Raw genomic sequence first — 15,834 nt, 5'->3', positions numbered from 1 at the left:
ACCAAGGAAGTTTCACTCCATGGCATAATTATATAGCCTCCAAGGTAAAGCTTGTTAAAACTTAAATAAGTGAAGGATTACATTTTAACGTAAATCAAAGCCAGGTAAAAATGGCTTCTATGTATGAATGCCATTTTACCTGGCCAATTTCCTACCAATATAAGTAGCCCTTATAACTACTTAACAACTTTCATATTAGCCTTCACTTAAAGAACCTGCTTCTTGTTCAGCATTGAACTTCCATTCAACCTGCAGAGAATCTCCTTGGAACTGATTTTGGTCTTGTCCGTTATCCTTAAATTCAAAGAGAACAATCATCTTATTTTTCTCTCCTGGAGTAAGTCCATCTGGCTTCGGTCCTGTTAGTGTATCAATTTGGGTCAGATCTGGAGTTTGATTTTGCAAATCATATAATGTTGTCTCAATCACTGGTGCACTTGCAGTATTTTGGTTATAAAGAATCGTTACTTTTATATGCTTCGCCATATCCTCTGTATTATCTTTTCCATCCAGCTTCGCATCATTTACAGTATACTTCGTATTCAATAATACTTTTGAAATATTTAACGTTCCATTATTCGTCAACATAAATTCACGCTTAATTTCATCCCCTGGTTTAATGTTGTTAATATTCACTACAGCCTCAGGATTCACAGATAAATCTAATGTACCTGCTGCAAAGGTGTTATTTGTGGCTACGCTATCACTAAAGTACGCAAATGTTCCCCCTCCAATTAATGAAAAACCTAATGCTGCTGTCATTAAACCTTTTGTTACCTTCTTTGTTAAACTCATTTGAATTCCTCCCCAATATATATTTTGAAAAATATCTATTCATCTCTTACCTATCCTTCATTTGATACATAAGAGTAAATACTAAATTGATTACGCATTCTTTGTTTCTATCTCTTTCATCGTACCGATTAAGGAACGAGCTGCAGAAAGTACTAATAATAGGCCAGGTATTATTAATAAAAGTGCCGATCCTGCTTTAGACGTTGCATAGTTTACTAAATATCCTGCGTATGGAACTGTGAAGCTTGTATATTTTCCAACCACATTTTGTGCAACAACAGGATTTGTATCAGGAGCGTTATTATTATCTCCCTTCGTTTTGTACAAGACTTGTCCATTCACTTTCTTCACTTCTATAATTCTGTGTGTAATGAGTTTTTCTTCATCGCGAAAAGTAATGACATCCCCCTTCGTGTATGTAGCCCCACTGTCTGCCAGTTTAATAGCAATGATCGAACCTGTTTGAAAGGTTGGTTCCATTGAACCTGATAGGACTACCTTCACTTGACAACCCAAAATGGTTGGCTCACCTCCAGAAGCTTTAGAAGAGAGAACTAGAATAACTAAGCAGCATAATAATAGTAAGACAAACCCACTTATAGCCTTACTTACCAGGCGAATCACTTTCTTCACTTTTTTTCACCCCCTGCTCATCATCTTGTAGAATTGGCGTTTCCTGATTCTTTTTTTCTTCTTGTGAATCCTGCGGTTTCCTCTTTTTTTGCGGAACTTGTGTTTCCTGTTTTTCTAGTTTTTCAATCTGTTCCCTTAAGGAAACACTTATTGCTTCAATACGACGAGAGTAACTCGATAACTTTTTGTCCCTTTTCAGCATATCCACGTTTTTAAAGCCATCACTCACATAATTGAATGTATGATTACCATCTTTTTGTTTTTGAACTTGTTGATAATAACGACTCAGTTCATCATATATTTTGTAAAACTCTTCAATTTGACCCTTGGTTTGTGAAATTCTAGCAAGCTTTTCTTTTATTTCTTTTATGGAAAGATTCTTAGAAGTCAGGTCGATTCTTTCAAAGCTTTGTTGGATTTGTTTGACTGTTTTCTTTGCTCGATTCTTTAGATCTTTAATAGTGGATGGAAACACAAAAGCCGTCGTAATGGTTATTTTTTCTAAAGATGTTTGACTTGAAAACGATGCTTCTGTTTCCCCTATTATTTGTGTTCCTAAATAAAACGAAAGACAGCATAGGCAAGGAAATACAACTTTATGATATTTTCTACTCATCCCCACTCTCCTTTATACAACTTCTAATTTGTGTCCATACTACTGAATAATCCGAATATTGTAAATTGGGTTATTTTCTATGAAAATAGTTAAAATTACGGCCTTAATTTTTCCAAAAATGAAAGAAAGTCATGAAAAATATAGATAAAAATAACCCAATTGACTGTTCGTAGAAAATTCAGAATAATGATGGAGAATTCAAAAAATTACGGAGAGGTGATTAGGTTGAAAAAGAAAAAGAAAAAAATGAAGAAGGTCATTCCTGCTGTATTAGCTGCTTCACTTACATTCGGGGGATTAGCTTTCCCATTGAACCATACTTTTGCTGCAGAAAAAGTAAAGTATGATCAACAATTAAAAACTCCATCATCCATCATTGGATTATGGAAGGCTCCTGAGGGGGTGAGCAAACAGGAAGCTTTATATGCATTCCTGCAATCAAAAGCGAGTCTGTTTAAATCAACTGGCAATGCAAAAGACCAGTTTAAAATTGTTAAAGAACAAGTGGATAGTAACACAAATACCACCCATTTCCGAACGGTCGAACAATACAATGGGATTCCGATTTATGGATCTGCTCAAACGACCGCACTAGATAAAGACAATAATGTCTTTGCCTTTTTCGGTAAAGTAACACCTAACTTAGCACGCGCTGTCATTCCAACAACTGCTACAGTATCAAAGGATGAAGCGATCCAAGTAGCAAAGCAAAACATTGAGGAACAAATTGGGGAAGTTAATTACTATGATGGAGATATCGATTCAGATTTAATGATTTATCCATATAAGGGGAAAAATTATCTAGCTTATGTAATCAAAGCATCTACGTCTAAACCAGAACCTGGATATTGGCATTATTTTATCGATGCAACAAATGGAAACATTATTCACAGCTTCAACGCGATTCAAGAAGCACTTCCAGAGAATCCTGACCCTGTTCAAGCTAGAGGAATGGATATCTTCGGCAAGCTGCAAACATTCCAAGCGGTCAAAGATCCAAATACTGGAGCACACTATTTATTTGACGGAACACGTTCAAAAGGTGTTCATACGTTTAATGCGATGCACCTTGGTACAGATATATTTATTATTCTTTCTGCACTACTAGGTTACACGGGAGATGAGGTGAAGAGTCCTTCTAACTTCTTCTATGATCCTGCAGCTGTTTCAGCCCATATTAACGCTGAAAAAGTTTACGATTATTATCAAAAGACTTTTAAACGCAATTCCTTAGACGACAAAGGCATGAAAATCATTTCATCCGTCCATATCGGCGATAAGTGGAATAATGCCGCTTGGAATGGAAAGCAAATGTTATACGGTGATGGTGATGGTCAAAGAATGATTTCTCTTTCCGGCGGTTTAGATGTTATTGGACATGAAATGACACATGGGGTAATTAGCAACACAGCCGACTTAGAATATGAAGGTGAATCTGGTGCACTTAATGAATCACTAGCGGATATCATGGGCTCCTTCATTGAAAACAAAACAGATGAAGGATTATGGTTAATGGGTGAAGATATTTGGACCCCTGATATACCTGGTGATGGACTACGCTCATTGAGTGATCCAGCATCTGTTTATATCGGAGGTTATACAGAATCAGGATATTATCCAGATCATTATAGTCAGCGTTATCTAGGAGATCAAGATCATGGTGGGGTACATGTCAACAGCAGTATTAATAATAAAGCTGCTTATCTCCTCACTCAAGGAGGCACACATTACGGAGTAACTGTCCAAGGAATCGGAAAGGCGAAAGCAGAAAAAATCTTCTATCGTGCCCTAACACTTTATTTAACATCATCTTCTGACTTTAGCCAAATGCGTCAGGCCATGACTCAAGCAGCAAGAGACCTTTATCCTGACAAAAATGGAGCACCATCCGCAGAAGTACAAGCCATAAACGATGCTTACGATGCGGTAGGGGTCTATTAATAAAACGTAGTCCATATTGGTACCTGCACATTCGGTGTAGGTACTTTTTTGTTTGCACGCAATTTTCTATTTATAGCCCAAATCTTGAGCCAACTTTACGTTGGCTTTTTATTATTGCTTTAGTCATGAATTTAACATATATTTCGCTCAGTCTACCTTGTTTCACTTACTTAGATTCCTTTATGATTATATTAGAATATTTTCTACTACAGGAGGATCCCCTTTTGATAAAGGATGTACTGATAGAAGCAGAGGATTTTATCCGAACTTATTATTCGGAAATAAATAAATCGGAAAAACAGATAGAAAATAGATTGAATGAAATCCAAAAAGAAATACAAGAACAGGGTTATTATGAACATACATTTGATGAACTAGACTATGGGGCAAAAATGGCATGGCGAAATAGTAATCGTTGTATCGGTAGATTATTTTGGGAAAATTTAAAGGTTATTGATAAAAGACATGTTCGGACAGAGGAAGAAATCTTTGAAGCATTGCTTGAACACATTGAATTCGCGACAAATAATGGCCGTATTCGTCCTACTATCACTATATTTTCACCAAAAGCTGCTGATCATTCTATACGAATATGGAATCATCAATTGATTCGTTATGCTGGTTATCAAACGGAAGATGGCGTTATCGGTGATCCAGATTCCTTGGATTTTACAGAAGTGTGTCAAAAGCTAGGCTGGAAAGGAAAAGGCGGACATTTCGATGTTTTACCCTTAGTCATTCAAGTGAATGACCATTCGCCAAAACTTTTTGATATACCAAATGAGCTCATTCTTGAAGTTCCAATTCGCCATCCTCAATATAAATGGTTTGAAGATTTGCATCTGAAATGGTATGGGGTACCTATTATCTCGAGTATGAGGCTAGAAATTGGTGGAATTTCTTATTCTGCCGCTCCCTTTAACGGCTGGTATATGGGGACTGAGGTAGGCGCACGAAATTTGGCTGATGAATCTCGATATAATATGCTCCCGCGAATAGGAAATTTAATGGGATTAAATACAAAAACAAATGCCTCTCTTTGGAAAGATCGAGCACTGCTAGAATTAAATACTGCTGTTTTACATTCCTTTAAGGAAGATGGCGTCAGTATTGTCGACCACCATACAGCTGCCCATCAGTTCAAACGATTTGAGGAAATAGAAGTAGAAAAAGGAAGACCGGTAACTGGTAATTGGGTCTGGCTCATTCCCCCATTAGCGCCTGCTACCACACATATTTACCATAAACCATACAAAAACGAAATTAAAAAACCAAACTATTTTTATCAAAAATCACCGTATTAGGGACAGGTCCCTGTCCCACTGTCTTTATTTTCTTTCTTCTCGATTGGGACAGAGGGTCTGGTCCCTCGTCCCACAAATAAAGCATACAGACTAACATCTGTATGCTTTATTCATTCGTTATAAAATTTAAGTCATCACACTGTCCACGTCAGGTGGAAAAATAACCAATTTGTCCACGAACGGTGCCTGACACCATAACCGACTTAGTTATAGAATTTTACGCGGTCTTCTAGTGGTTTGAATTCTTTTTGGCCAGCTGGAGCTGTTGGTTTTCCGAATGGCATTTGAGCAAGTAGTTTCCAGTTGCTTGGGATGTTCCATTCTTTTTTCACTTCGTCATCGATAAGTGGGTTGTAGTGTTGTAATGTTGCTCCGAATCCTTCTAGCTCTAAAGATGTCCAGATTACATATTGAAGCATACCATTTGATTGTAATGACCAAAGTGGGAAATTGTCTGCATATGCTGCAAATTGTTCTTGAAGTGATTCAATGACTCCATTGTCTTCAAAGAATAATACTGTACCATAGCCACTACCAAAAGCATTCATTTTATCTTGAGTTGGTCCGAAGTTTTCAGCAGGAACCACTTTTTTCAATGTTTCTGTTGTAATGCTCCATAATTTTGTATGGTTTTCACCTGTTAAAACAACCACTCTCGCACTTTGTGAATTGAAAGATGAAGGTGTATGTTTTACAGCATGGTTGATTACTTCTTGAATTCTTTCATTTGATACAACTGCTTCAGAACTGATTCCATAGATAGAACGTCTATTTTCGATTGCTGAATAAAAATCATTTTTGTTTGTCATTTTGTTTGTCTCCTTGTTGTTAAATATTTATGAAAAATTACCGTTTAACCGATAATTTTATACGATTCCCTGAAGGGTCTTCTGTAAAGTAACATTCATCTTCTTTTTTGACCATCACATGTATTCTTTGCAATTGATCCATTACTTTATTCCTTGCTTCCTCATTCGGAAAAACAAGTGTAAACCATTTTAATCCAACACTATTTTCTGCAGGCTTAGGTGCCCCAACACCATTCCATGTATTTAATCCGATATGATGATGATAACCGCCAGTCGAGATAAATAGGGCCTGATTTCCATACCTAGAGACCACATCAAAACCTAGACCATCGCAATAAAACTCTTTCGTCTTTTGCAATTCAGATACATGTAAGTGAATATGTCCCATTAATGTACTCGCAGGAAGGCCAGTCCATTTTTTCCCTTGTCCTTCTGCTAATAATCCACGAACATCAATTGGATCAGTCACCATCTTTACTTCTCCATTTTCCCAATCCCAGGTAGAAGCAGGACGGTCCGCGTATATTTCTATTCCATTCCCATCTGGATCGGCTAAATATAAGGCTTCACTAACTAAATGATCAGATGCTCCTTGTAACGGATAACCGACTTGAATAAAGTGCTGTAATACAGCAGCTAAGTCAGCTCGAGTTGGCAATAGAAGAGCAAAATGATACAACCCAGTCGTTCTTCCTTGCTTTGGAGTCACATGTTCAGGCTGTTCAATGATTAACAGCGGATTTTTTCCATCAGCCGTTAAAAGTGCTTTTCTTTCTTCTTGCTTTAAAATTTGAAATCCAATGATATTTCGATAAAACTCAAGTGAGCGTTCCAAATTGGAAACCTTTAAATAAACCTGATCAACGAATGTATGAGGACTTTGATGAAATTCCATAATGGATGGGTACCTCCTAAAAGAAATAACAAGTTACTTTATGTAAGTTATTATATTTTTTAAACTTACATTAGTCAAGTAATTAGATTGTTTTTTTTCTAATAAAAACCGTAAAGCTAAAGTTTACATTATTAATATTTTCCCTTAATAAACATAAAAAACACTGGATTAAGAAATAATGAAAAGGAAACTTTATGAAAGCTAGGTGAGATGATGGATACTACTCCAAGCATTAGAGCAGGTGAAGTGGTCTATGTCATTATCCGTAACCCCCATGCACAGGATGTAGCTAATGTACAACAAGCAGCAGTGGTACAAAATCCAGATAACCCTAATGAATTAGCACTCTTTTTACATGAGACCTATTATCCATATTCTGATGAATTTGCCGTGTACAAGTCGGAGGATGAAGCTGAGCAAGCATATCAGGAAGCATTTGGCTTACCTATGATTGAGGATTTCTATGGTTAAACCATTTGTTCCTCAGCTCGTTTATGTTGAACCAAAGGCACTGGATTACTCATTAGGGAGAGAGCTCATTGCTAAATTTGAACAAATGGGAATTGAAATTCGTCAAACAACTTCCCATAATCAAATTCGAAACTTACCGGGGGAAAATCATTTTCAAAAATATCGAATGGCTAAATCAACACTCGTTGTTGGTATAAGAAAAACATTAAAATTTGATACATCCAAGCCTTCAGCCGAATACGCTATACCTTTTGCTACTGGATGTATGGGTCATTGTCACTATTGCTACTTGCAAACAACAATGGGGAGCAAGCCATATATTCGGACATATGTGAATGTCGACGAAATTCTTGATGCCGCTGAGGAGTATATGAAAGAACGAGCACCAGAGCCTACCCGTTTTGAAGCCTCCTGTACATCTGATATCGTTGGTGTCGACCATCTTACACATACATTAAAGAAAGCTATAGAGTACTTCGGGGAATCTAAATACGGAAGACTTCGCTTTGTCACAAAGTTTGCACATGTTGATCATCTCCTTGATGCTAAGCATAACGGAAGAACTCGATTCCGCTTCAGTATCAATGATGATTACATTATTAAATTTTTTGAGCCTGGCACATCAAGATTGAATGAAAGAATCGAGGCAGCGGTTAAGGTTGCTGAAGCGGGCTACCCATTAGGGTTCATTGTAGCTCCTATTTATTTACATGAAGGATGGAAATCAGGATATCATGAAATGTTTGAAAAACTTGAAGCAGCCCTTCCACCCATGGCAAAAAAAGACCTAACCTTCGAAATGATCCAACACCGCTTTACAAAACCAGCCAAACGGGTCATCCAAGAAAACTATCCAATGACTAAGCTCGAGTTAGATGAATCGAAACGAAAATGGAAATGGGGACGCTACGGAATTGGGAAATATGTTTATACAAATGAGGAGCAGGAGGACATTAAAGACACATTAGGGGGATATATTCATCAGTATTTTCCTGAATCGAAAATTGAATACTTTACTTAATTTAGGGAGATTTGCCTGAAGAGGGGTTCTTTACTGAAGGCAAATCCCTCAAAACAATTATGAAATCAACAATTCATGCTAATCCGTATTCCGATGTTATTGCGGTAAAGCTTCCTTTTTAAATTTCTCTAGACAGCTTTTACATATACAAGTTTTTCTTAGCTCCTTTGGTGGGACTAGATCAAAAATTTCATTAGGAAATACTTCTTCACTGCACCAACAGATTCCTAACGACTTATCTTGAGAATAACAACAATTATTATTTTTACCACAAAGCGGGCAATTCTCTACTTCATTGAATTCTTTTGTCATAATTTTTTCTCCTCTTAGGATATTAATGAATAAAAAATAGCTTAGGATTAGGGCAACCCTTCTCAGAAAAATGGTTTTCCCTGCATGTAAAAAACAACAAAACGGGACAATGGACCCGACCCCGCGTCCCGTACAAACGAAATATTTAAACCTGATAATTTTTTCTCCAATGGTTTAAAAATTCTCGTAGTATTGGAAGATCTGGTGGACTAATATTTTCAGGAATCTGAGTTGGAGGAAAGAAGCGTAATTCTGTCACTTCATCGCTTTCCATTTTCAATTCCCCTTCATATTCTGTACAAATAAATGTAGTGACTACATTATATACTTCATCACCATGTGGATATTTATAGTAAAATTCTTCTCCAGAAAACACATGAAAGAACGAAAGCTGGGTCGCAATAAGTCCGGTCTCTTCGAACAATTCTCGATTCGCTAACTCTTCCAAAGTCTCTCCAGGCTCCATAGATCCACCTGGAAAGCCTCAGCATTGATTATCCTTTCGCAGCTGAAATAATACACGCCCTTGCTTATCAATAAGAATAACATTGGCACCAGCCATAATAAGTGGTCTGCTCCCAACCATCTTTCGAAGATCCATGATATATCCCATATTTGTTCCTCCTCAGACCTTTGATCAGATTGAATTTATCAATCTGATCATTTTTTTGCCTTCACCAACAATCTTAACATCAGGAAAAACAAACCAACAGAACCATAACTTACTTGTCGACATATTTTGACATACTTCGATATAATGAAAGCACGGTAAGGTTTTGGTTGGTAAGTCATTAGGAATAATGGTTACCTTCCAGCCTTTTTTTGTTTTTAGCGAAGTTTCTTTGCTTATTATGCCCACCTTAAAAAGGCAGCTCTTTTATCTTATAATCAATTCCTAATTCCTCAAACCACTCATTTAAACCTGTCCACAAATTTTCACAAAGTTGATAGATATGTTGCTTGTCCGTTAAAGTTCCTGCCATCATTTGATGAACCAATTCTTCATATCCCTTAGGCCTAGATTCCATCCGTAAGGACTCCTCGAATGTCCTAGCTCTTGTTGTAAAAAATTGCTTATTGGCGAGTCCAATTAGTTTCGCTGTTTGCCATGCTAAATCCTTTGCACCTAATGTTATATAATCAAAATTATTATTTCTATAGTTGTTTCTTATCTTTCCAACCGTTTCATATGGTTCCCAGATCATGAATTCCCTCATGATTTCTCGAAACACTGAATCAGAAGCTTGAAAGGGCTGCTTTTTCAATTCTAAAAATAGATTCGTTGGATCATAGAATGGGATAATATGAACAAAAGCTCCAGCTTTTATTGCCCATGAATCATCCACCTCAGCTGCTTCTTTAAAAAGTTCACTCTTCTGTTCAATCCCTATTTCAATTTTAAATTTATCATATATGAATTCATATCCATTTAATTCTAAACCATCTTCCACAATGACATGCATTTCAATATCTGAATACGGTCCTTCATTCTCTTGGCCGATGGATCCATATACACCAATCGCTAAAATCTTTTCTCCGTATTTTGCTAGTAATCTATCCTTGATTTCTTCGATCATTTTATATTTTTCTTCCCTTGTCGTGGCAACTGGATAGGCTAACATCAGATTTCTCCTTTTTCATCCTTATATTTTTCATAAGCTTCTATCACTTTATTTTTATCAGGTACTAAAACTGTGAGTTTTTTATTAATTTTTTCAAGTAAAAAAACACCTCTAAATATACATCCTCCGACAATTCCAAATGCCAGTAGTCCAGCAAAAATTGGTTCAAACATGATTAAAATAATTCCTAATCCACCTGCTAATATCATTGAAATGAATAAATACTTCATCATTTCCCCCCCTTATCGAATATGTTGAATATCCACCTGATCCCAAATCGCTTTCCAATTCTTTTTCAAAATCCGCTCTTTATAAATGGTAGCCTGATCTTTATCCTCACTGAAAAAGGGTGTCGGACGAACTCTCATATTCAAAACATCCTCCAAACCGCAAGGAGCAGTTAACACTATCTGATCCGCATCATTTAATTTTACCCCTAATGCTGTTGCTGTTTCTGGAAATTTACATATTGCATCTACAGCTGATGTATATGGAGGAATATGATTCACTACATGCATACGTGCTTCGTTTTTAACAGACCATGGAACATTGGGGAGCAAATTCTTAAGCTTGTTTTCAAGATTTTTTTCGACTTTTTCATCCAAAAGAGAAGGATCATAATAAATAACATCGACATCTTGCAATGGTGTTCGTTTGTGAAAACCGTGGAGCATATCCCAAATTTTTGAACGAACAAACCCGGCACATACCCACCAATCCGGCAGGTGCAATGTTTTTGCCGCTCGTAAAATATCCATCATCCATTGATCCTCTTTAATCATTTGGATAATATCTTCCTCTGTTTTTATCATCCTATTGATTCCTCCAACGAACAGATTAATTCCTTCTTCTCATAGATCCACAGAAACATTTCTTTATTGATTTTGTATAAGTGTGGGATATGTGCAAAATACGCCATGAAAATGGCTTGAATAGAAAGCATGACATACCATATAGAACCGTACTCTAGCTGACTTAAAGGATTGTTTTGATGATAGGTATCGACTAATTTTTCCACAAAGTGAATCCATTGCTCTTTTAACCTTTTATCCAAAAAAATCTCATTCAGTACACTTGTCGCACAATAGCAAAGATCAAATATTCGGACATTGACCTCTGCAATTTCAAAATCAATGATTCCCATTTCCTGCTCTTTGAAATAAACCATGTTTTTGAAATGAGCATCCCGATGGATTAACTGCTTCTTTATGTTCCCTACTCTATCCCGAAGCTCCATCTCCATTTCTTGAAAAATCGTTTTCAGCTGTATATGATCGTCGACTTTTCCTATTTGATCAACCGCCCAGCCGTAGACCATTTGGTAAAGATCCTTTTTCACGAAGTCAGCCTCTAGTTTTTCTTGGTCCATTCCTTTATGTAAAACAGCTAAAGTTTTTCCGAATAGCTGTGGATGCTGTAAACTCTCACTTGCACTAAATACTTTTCCAGGCAAATAGCTATATAGACAGTATTTCTCTTCTTCCACATTGACGAAATAATCGCCATTTATAGAAAGGAAAGGGCTAGGCACCTTCATCTTTTGCTTATTTAAATAAATTAGTAGTTTGAGTTCATTTTTGGCAGCATCCTCACCCATCTTTCTTTTTATTACCCATTGGCTTCCATCATTGGACTGCAGTAGGGCTGCCCTTTCTGAAAGCTGCTTTATTTCTGAAACCATAAGTCCCCAATGTTTAAAGATTATCTCTTTTGTTAGCATTTTCATTCCACCAACCCTTATATCACTTCAACCTATCAGCAAATTGCAAAAGTTCCTCACTTAATTGACAAATAGTCATGATTTTATCCTCTGATAAAGAAACAAATCCGATGATGGATAAATCTTCTTGGATGTCTGATGGCAGCTCATTGAAATAATTTTCAAAATCCTTTCCGTTACATGTTTCAAAATAAAGCCACACACCTTCTGCATAGGCTTGCCACAACAAATTATAAATTTCTTTAGATTCTATTAATCTTTTCGCTTTTCTTTCAAACAGTTGATCCTGAATCCTGGATAACGCAAAATCACATGTATAATTTTGATTTCTTAAATATTCACGATAATGTGAAAGAGTATCGCTCACCTTTGATGGATCTATATTCATAGAAAAGGGTGCTGCTGCTTGAAAGGTATGAAAGTGACTCTTTATTTTTCCGATATTCCGGATTAAAGTACCTGTTGAAAGATCATTAAATGCAAAAAATTGATATAAAAGTGCAGCTTCTGCCCCTGCCCCTAACGCTGCATGTAAAGCTGAATACATTTTATTTGTTTTCAAATACTTAAGGGCATACCCATTTCGATCAGCTACAAGTTTTGCAACTTGATTAAAAACCTGTGCTTTTCCTTCTTTCGAAGAAAAATACTCCATTGCCCATCCTTTTATTTGTTTAAAACGTCCATCAACATCTCTCATTATAAGGAGTTCATTCAAGAATCTGTAGTCCCAGGGGAAAGCAGTGATATCATTCTTATCTGGCAATTCATTTCTATGTTTCATTTCTATTTGTATTAATTCACCGTCATAAATAAGGTTTTGCTCCCCAATGGTTGAATCATTTTCCAGATAAATCACTAGATCAATATCACTATATTCATCTGCCTCCCCTCTCGCAGTGGAACCTCCAATACTCGAGTAATGTATATCTCCATCAATTGTCTTCATCCAATCAATTGCTTTAGTTCTTAATTCTTTACTTCTATTATTCAAGTCCAAAAGTTAAAAACACCTTCATCCCATTTCTACTAGTAGATTCTGCTGCTCGAACAGCTTTTTTTACTTTTTCAATAGGATAAAATGAATCAGGAACTCCAAGTGTAAGGCTTTTGTTTTCTATTAAATGAATTAAGGTTTGAAAGGTTTCTTGCCATGTTTGTACAGAAACCTTTGCATTCCAATGACGAAGATGAAAAAGCTTTATATTTAATTTTGTACTCTCAGAAACTTTCTTCCATTGAATCGGTATTCCCGATAATAGACCGATTGTTAGGAAGTTCCCGTTAGGCCGAACACAAAAGGCAAGCTTTGTCCCCTCTGTCCCTCCAATTGAATCAATTGCCGCACTTGCTCCTCGTCCATCCGTAAGTTCCATTACCATTTCTTGTAACGATGTATTTGACGTATCAATTACATGTGCTGCACCTAGTTGAAGCAGTTCATCAGTATAATGATTATTTCTCGTGACAGCAATAAACTGAAATCCAATAATTTGAGATAGCTGGGCAAAAATCCGTCCAATAGCTGAGCCAGCTGCATTCATTACTAGCACATCACCCGGCCCCAGCTCTAAAATTTCTGTACACGTTACCCAAGCGGTCATCGGGTTAATATATAATTGGGCAGCTATATGATCCTCTATCGAATCTGGAATCGGAACAGCTAATTCCGCAGGTGCCCGTACCAAGCCCTGCCAAGTTCCTTCCCCCCTTAAAGGCAATACGCGTTTCCCAATTAAGTCTTGGGAAACAGATGGACCGACCTCCTCCACCACGCCAACTCCTTCATAGCCTGGAATGGTAGGCAAAGAAATTCGATGTGCATACGCCCCTCTTATCGGAATCAAATCAGACGGGTTGATTGGCGACATTTTCATCCGTACAAGAATTTCTCCTGTTGATGGCGGTTTTACACTTTTATTGACCAATCGTAAAACCTCTTCTGGATTTCCAAACTCATGAAACATAATTGATGTTGCTTTCAAATATGGTGTCTCCTTTATTTGTAGGAAAAATTTTGATGGTCCCTAATTAAAATTAACTGTTCATAGTTAGATAATACATGTTTTGAATTTCGATATATTTATTAAATGTTCCTTTAATCTTCTAAAAAAAATTTTCAATTTTAGGAATGGGACAATGGACCTGACCCCGTGTCCCACTCTGGATTTCCTCTATCATATACTCTGCAAACTCTATTAAAAGCACATTATCCCAGTTCAACTTTGAGGTAGGTTCAATGTATTGGATCAAGCTTATTGAAACAAGATCCTTATATCGATCAGGCAGTACCTTCATTCCCCATTCTCCCCCCTCTTTTTTAGAAGAAACCACACCGTCTGTTAAAAAGAAAAAGACTCTGCATAAATTGAGAGTATAATAGACTGGATTATGAACGATTTCCTGAACCGCATTCTCGATGTCAAAAAGAATGGATTGAAGATAATATTCCCCTTCAATTGGTTTCAATACGTCACGAATTGGCTTACCATATAGACATTTCCCTCGTTCAAAGGTTACTACAAGGTGGGCAGCTATATCTGGATCAACGCTATCTGCACAAAGGTAATCTTCAGCTTGTAAATACCTCTCCCTATGCATTTGGGAATAATGCAGCTCGAATGGAGTGGGGTGCTTAAAATCTACTACGTCCTTTTCTAGCAAAATACTCATTTCCAACTTATACTCTTCCAATTGTAAAATATCTTGAATGATATTTTTCTTTTTTTCCTTCGATAATCTTTCTTTTATAACTACTAATATATCGACATCACTCAGTTCAGGGTGAAAACACCCCATGGCTAATGAACCATGCAAATATATTCCTATTAAATTAGATCCCAACTGGTTTTGAAATAATGAGGTAACCTTTTTTAAATACTCATTAACCGACAATTCTTCATTCATCTCCCATCCTAATAATATCTGGTTATACTGTTAATTTTATCATGTTGCAACTCCATTTATTTAAACCAATACCCATAGAACCCCAAATAACAATGATTCATATGATAATTTGAAAAATTGAAAAGGGGTGAATAAGGTGAATGTAAAGATTCTAAGATCAAAAAAACAGGATGCCGATGAATTGTTTGCGATTCAAAAAGAAGCGTTTAAATCAGACTTTGAAAAATATCATGATTATCAAACCAGTCCATATACCGAATCCTATGAAGAATTCATGTGGAGGCTGCGTCATTCATTTCATTTTACAATTTATGAAGGTGATAAAATTGTAGGTGGAATGAATATCATGAAGATATCAAACACGCATTATAGGATCCATCAAGTTTTTCTAAAACCTTCCTGCCAAAACAAAGGATTTGGTTCTGAAATCATGAAACAAGTTGAAGATTCTTTTAAAGCTGCAAAGAAGTGGAGTCTTAATACACCGAAAGATAACGCTAGAAATCGGCATTTCTATGAGAAACTAGGCTATAAAAAAATAGATGAACATAAAATCAATGATAAACTTACCTTAATAGAATATGTAAAAACCGTTTAGAACAGAGTACTCGTAATAATGATTGGGTTAAACCTTATCTTTATTTGGAAGATTGCCACCTTGAAACCTTTATATGTAAATATTACTTAATCTAGAAGTAAGTATCCGCCGGTAGAACCGGCGGTTTTAATTTCGCCCTATAAGGGCACTTTACCAACAAAGCCCCTAAAGGGACCCCGAAATTGACCGC

18 protein-coding genes and 1 pseudogene are annotated in these 15,834 nt (G+C 36.5%); 5 read left to right on the top strand and 14 right to left on the bottom strand.

What is annotated here, in order from left to right:
- Positions 1 to 195: 195 nt before the first annotated feature.
- The 3 genes from ACQKP0_RS08230 to ACQKP0_RS08220 all read right to left on the bottom strand — a co-directional run bounded on the left by ACQKP0_RS08230 (position 196) and on the right by ACQKP0_RS08220 (position 2,044).
- Positions 196 to 795, bottom strand: coding sequence for a TasA family protein (locus tag ACQKP0_RS08230; protein ID WP_427405351.1), 600 nt, complete (start codon positions 793 to 795; stop codon positions 196 to 198).
- A gap of 90 nt (positions 796 to 885) precedes the next feature.
- Entirely contained in the window at positions 886 to 1,428 is a 543-nt protein-coding gene (sipW, locus tag ACQKP0_RS08225; RefSeq protein ID WP_427405350.1) for a signal peptidase I SipW, read from the bottom strand.
- Positions 1,400 to 2,044, bottom strand: coding sequence for a DUF4047 domain-containing protein (locus ACQKP0_RS08220; protein ID WP_427405349.1), 645 nt, complete (start codon positions 2,042 to 2,044; stop codon positions 1,400 to 1,402). The genes sipW and ACQKP0_RS08220 overlap by 29 nt, the downstream gene beginning before the upstream one ends.
- A gap of 246 nt (positions 2,045 to 2,290) precedes the next feature.
- On the opposite strand from ACQKP0_RS08220, the gene ACQKP0_RS08215 reads away from it, so the two are divergent.
- Both ACQKP0_RS08215 and ACQKP0_RS08210 read left to right on the top strand, forming a co-directional pair.
- A complete protein-coding gene (locus ACQKP0_RS08215) occupies positions 2,291 to 3,985 on the top strand; it encodes a M4 family metallopeptidase (protein WP_427405565.1) in 1,695 nt (564 codons plus the stop codon).
- 224 nt (positions 3,986 to 4,209) lie between these two features.
- Positions 4,210 to 5,289, top strand: coding sequence for a nitric oxide synthase oxygenase (locus ACQKP0_RS08210; RefSeq protein WP_427405348.1), 1,080 nt, complete (start codon positions 4,210 to 4,212; stop codon positions 5,287 to 5,289).
- Between the two features lie 203 nt (positions 5,290 to 5,492).
- On the opposite strand, the gene ACQKP0_RS08205 is transcribed toward ACQKP0_RS08210, so the two are convergent.
- Positions 5,493 to 6,098 carry a nitroreductase family protein gene (locus ACQKP0_RS08205; RefSeq protein ID WP_427405347.1) on the bottom strand — a complete coding sequence of 202 codons (606 nt, stop codon included), beginning with the start codon at positions 6,096 to 6,098 and terminating at the stop codon, positions 5,493 to 5,495.
- Between the two features lie 37 nt (positions 6,099 to 6,135).
- Positions 6,136 to 6,993, bottom strand: coding sequence for a VOC family protein (locus ACQKP0_RS08200; RefSeq protein ID WP_427405346.1), 858 nt, complete (start codon positions 6,991 to 6,993; stop codon positions 6,136 to 6,138).
- A gap of 213 nt (positions 6,994 to 7,206) precedes the next feature.
- Between ACQKP0_RS08200 and ACQKP0_RS08195 the strand changes: the two genes are divergently transcribed.
- Both ACQKP0_RS08195 and splB read left to right on the top strand, forming a co-directional pair.
- Positions 7,207 to 7,464 (top strand): transcriptional regulator SplA domain-containing protein, encoded by a 258-nt coding sequence (locus ACQKP0_RS08195; RefSeq protein WP_427405345.1) that lies wholly within the window; start codon positions 7,207 to 7,209, stop codon positions 7,462 to 7,464.
- Positions 7,457 to 8,485, top strand: coding sequence for a spore photoproduct lyase (gene splB, locus ACQKP0_RS08190; protein ID WP_427405344.1), 1,029 nt, complete (start codon positions 7,457 to 7,459; stop codon positions 8,483 to 8,485). Before ACQKP0_RS08195 ends, splB begins: the two co-directional genes overlap by 8 nt.
- Before the next feature lie 96 nt (positions 8,486 to 8,581).
- On the opposite strand, the gene ACQKP0_RS08185 is transcribed toward splB, so the two are convergent.
- The 9 genes and pseudogenes from ACQKP0_RS08185 to ACQKP0_RS08145 form a co-directional block, all read right to left on the bottom strand.
- On the bottom strand, positions 8,582 to 8,797 hold the full coding sequence (locus ACQKP0_RS08185) for a cysteine-rich CWC family protein (RefSeq protein WP_427405343.1): 216 nt from the start codon (positions 8,795 to 8,797) through the stop codon (positions 8,582 to 8,584).
- Positions 8,798 to 8,942: 145 nt separating this feature from the next.
- Positions 8,943 to 9,410 (bottom strand): annotated as a pseudogene (locus ACQKP0_RS08180) (NUDIX hydrolase).
- A 247-nt stretch (positions 9,411 to 9,657) separates the two neighbouring features.
- A complete protein-coding gene (locus tag ACQKP0_RS08175; protein WP_427405342.1) occupies positions 9,658 to 10,419 on the bottom strand; it encodes a kanamycin nucleotidyltransferase C-terminal domain-containing protein in 762 nt (253 codons plus the stop codon).
- A complete protein-coding gene (locus ACQKP0_RS08170; protein WP_427405341.1) occupies positions 10,419 to 10,649 on the bottom strand; it encodes a hypothetical protein in 231 nt (76 codons plus the stop codon). Before ACQKP0_RS08170 ends, ACQKP0_RS08175 begins: the two co-directional genes overlap by 1 nt.
- 12 nt (positions 10,650 to 10,661) lie before the next feature.
- Positions 10,662 to 11,231: a nucleotidyltransferase family protein gene (locus tag ACQKP0_RS08165; RefSeq protein ID WP_427405340.1), complete on the bottom strand. Its 570-nt coding sequence runs from the start codon at positions 11,229 to 11,231 to the stop codon at positions 10,662 to 10,664.
- A complete protein-coding gene (locus ACQKP0_RS08160; protein WP_427405339.1) occupies positions 11,228 to 12,139 on the bottom strand; it encodes a phosphotransferase enzyme family protein in 912 nt (303 codons plus the stop codon). The genes ACQKP0_RS08165 and ACQKP0_RS08160 overlap by 4 nt, the downstream gene beginning before the upstream one ends.
- Positions 12,140 to 12,161: 22 nt before the next feature.
- Positions 12,162 to 13,139 carry a nucleotidyltransferase domain-containing protein gene (locus ACQKP0_RS08155; protein WP_427405338.1) on the bottom strand — a complete coding sequence of 326 codons (978 nt, stop codon included), beginning with the start codon at positions 13,137 to 13,139 and terminating at the stop codon, positions 12,162 to 12,164.
- Positions 13,126 to 14,124 carry a zinc-dependent alcohol dehydrogenase family protein gene (locus ACQKP0_RS08150; RefSeq protein WP_427405337.1) on the bottom strand — a complete coding sequence of 333 codons (999 nt, stop codon included), beginning with the start codon at positions 14,122 to 14,124 and terminating at the stop codon, positions 13,126 to 13,128. Before ACQKP0_RS08150 ends, ACQKP0_RS08155 begins: the two co-directional genes overlap by 14 nt.
- Positions 14,125 to 14,245: 121 nt before the next feature.
- The gene (locus ACQKP0_RS08145; RefSeq protein ID WP_427405336.1) at positions 14,246 to 15,046 is read right to left on the bottom strand and encodes an aminoglycoside adenylyltransferase domain-containing protein; all 801 of its coding nucleotides are present in this window, start codon (positions 15,044 to 15,046) and stop codon (positions 14,246 to 14,248) included.
- Between the two features lie 136 nt (positions 15,047 to 15,182).
- Between ACQKP0_RS08145 and ACQKP0_RS08140 the strand changes: the two genes are divergently transcribed.
- The gene (locus ACQKP0_RS08140; RefSeq protein ID WP_427405335.1) at positions 15,183 to 15,644 is read left to right on the top strand and encodes a GNAT family N-acetyltransferase; all 462 of its coding nucleotides are present in this window, start codon (positions 15,183 to 15,185) and stop codon (positions 15,642 to 15,644) included.
- The last annotated feature ends 190 nt before the right edge of the window (positions 15,645 to 15,834 follow it).

The organism is Heyndrickxia sp. NPDC080065 (assembly GCF_050281185.1).
In the GTDB taxonomy this organism is placed as follows: domain Bacteria; phylum Bacillota; class Bacilli; order Bacillales; family Bacillaceae_C; genus Heyndrickxia.
This window is presented reverse-complemented; position numbering and strand designations above follow the sequence as displayed.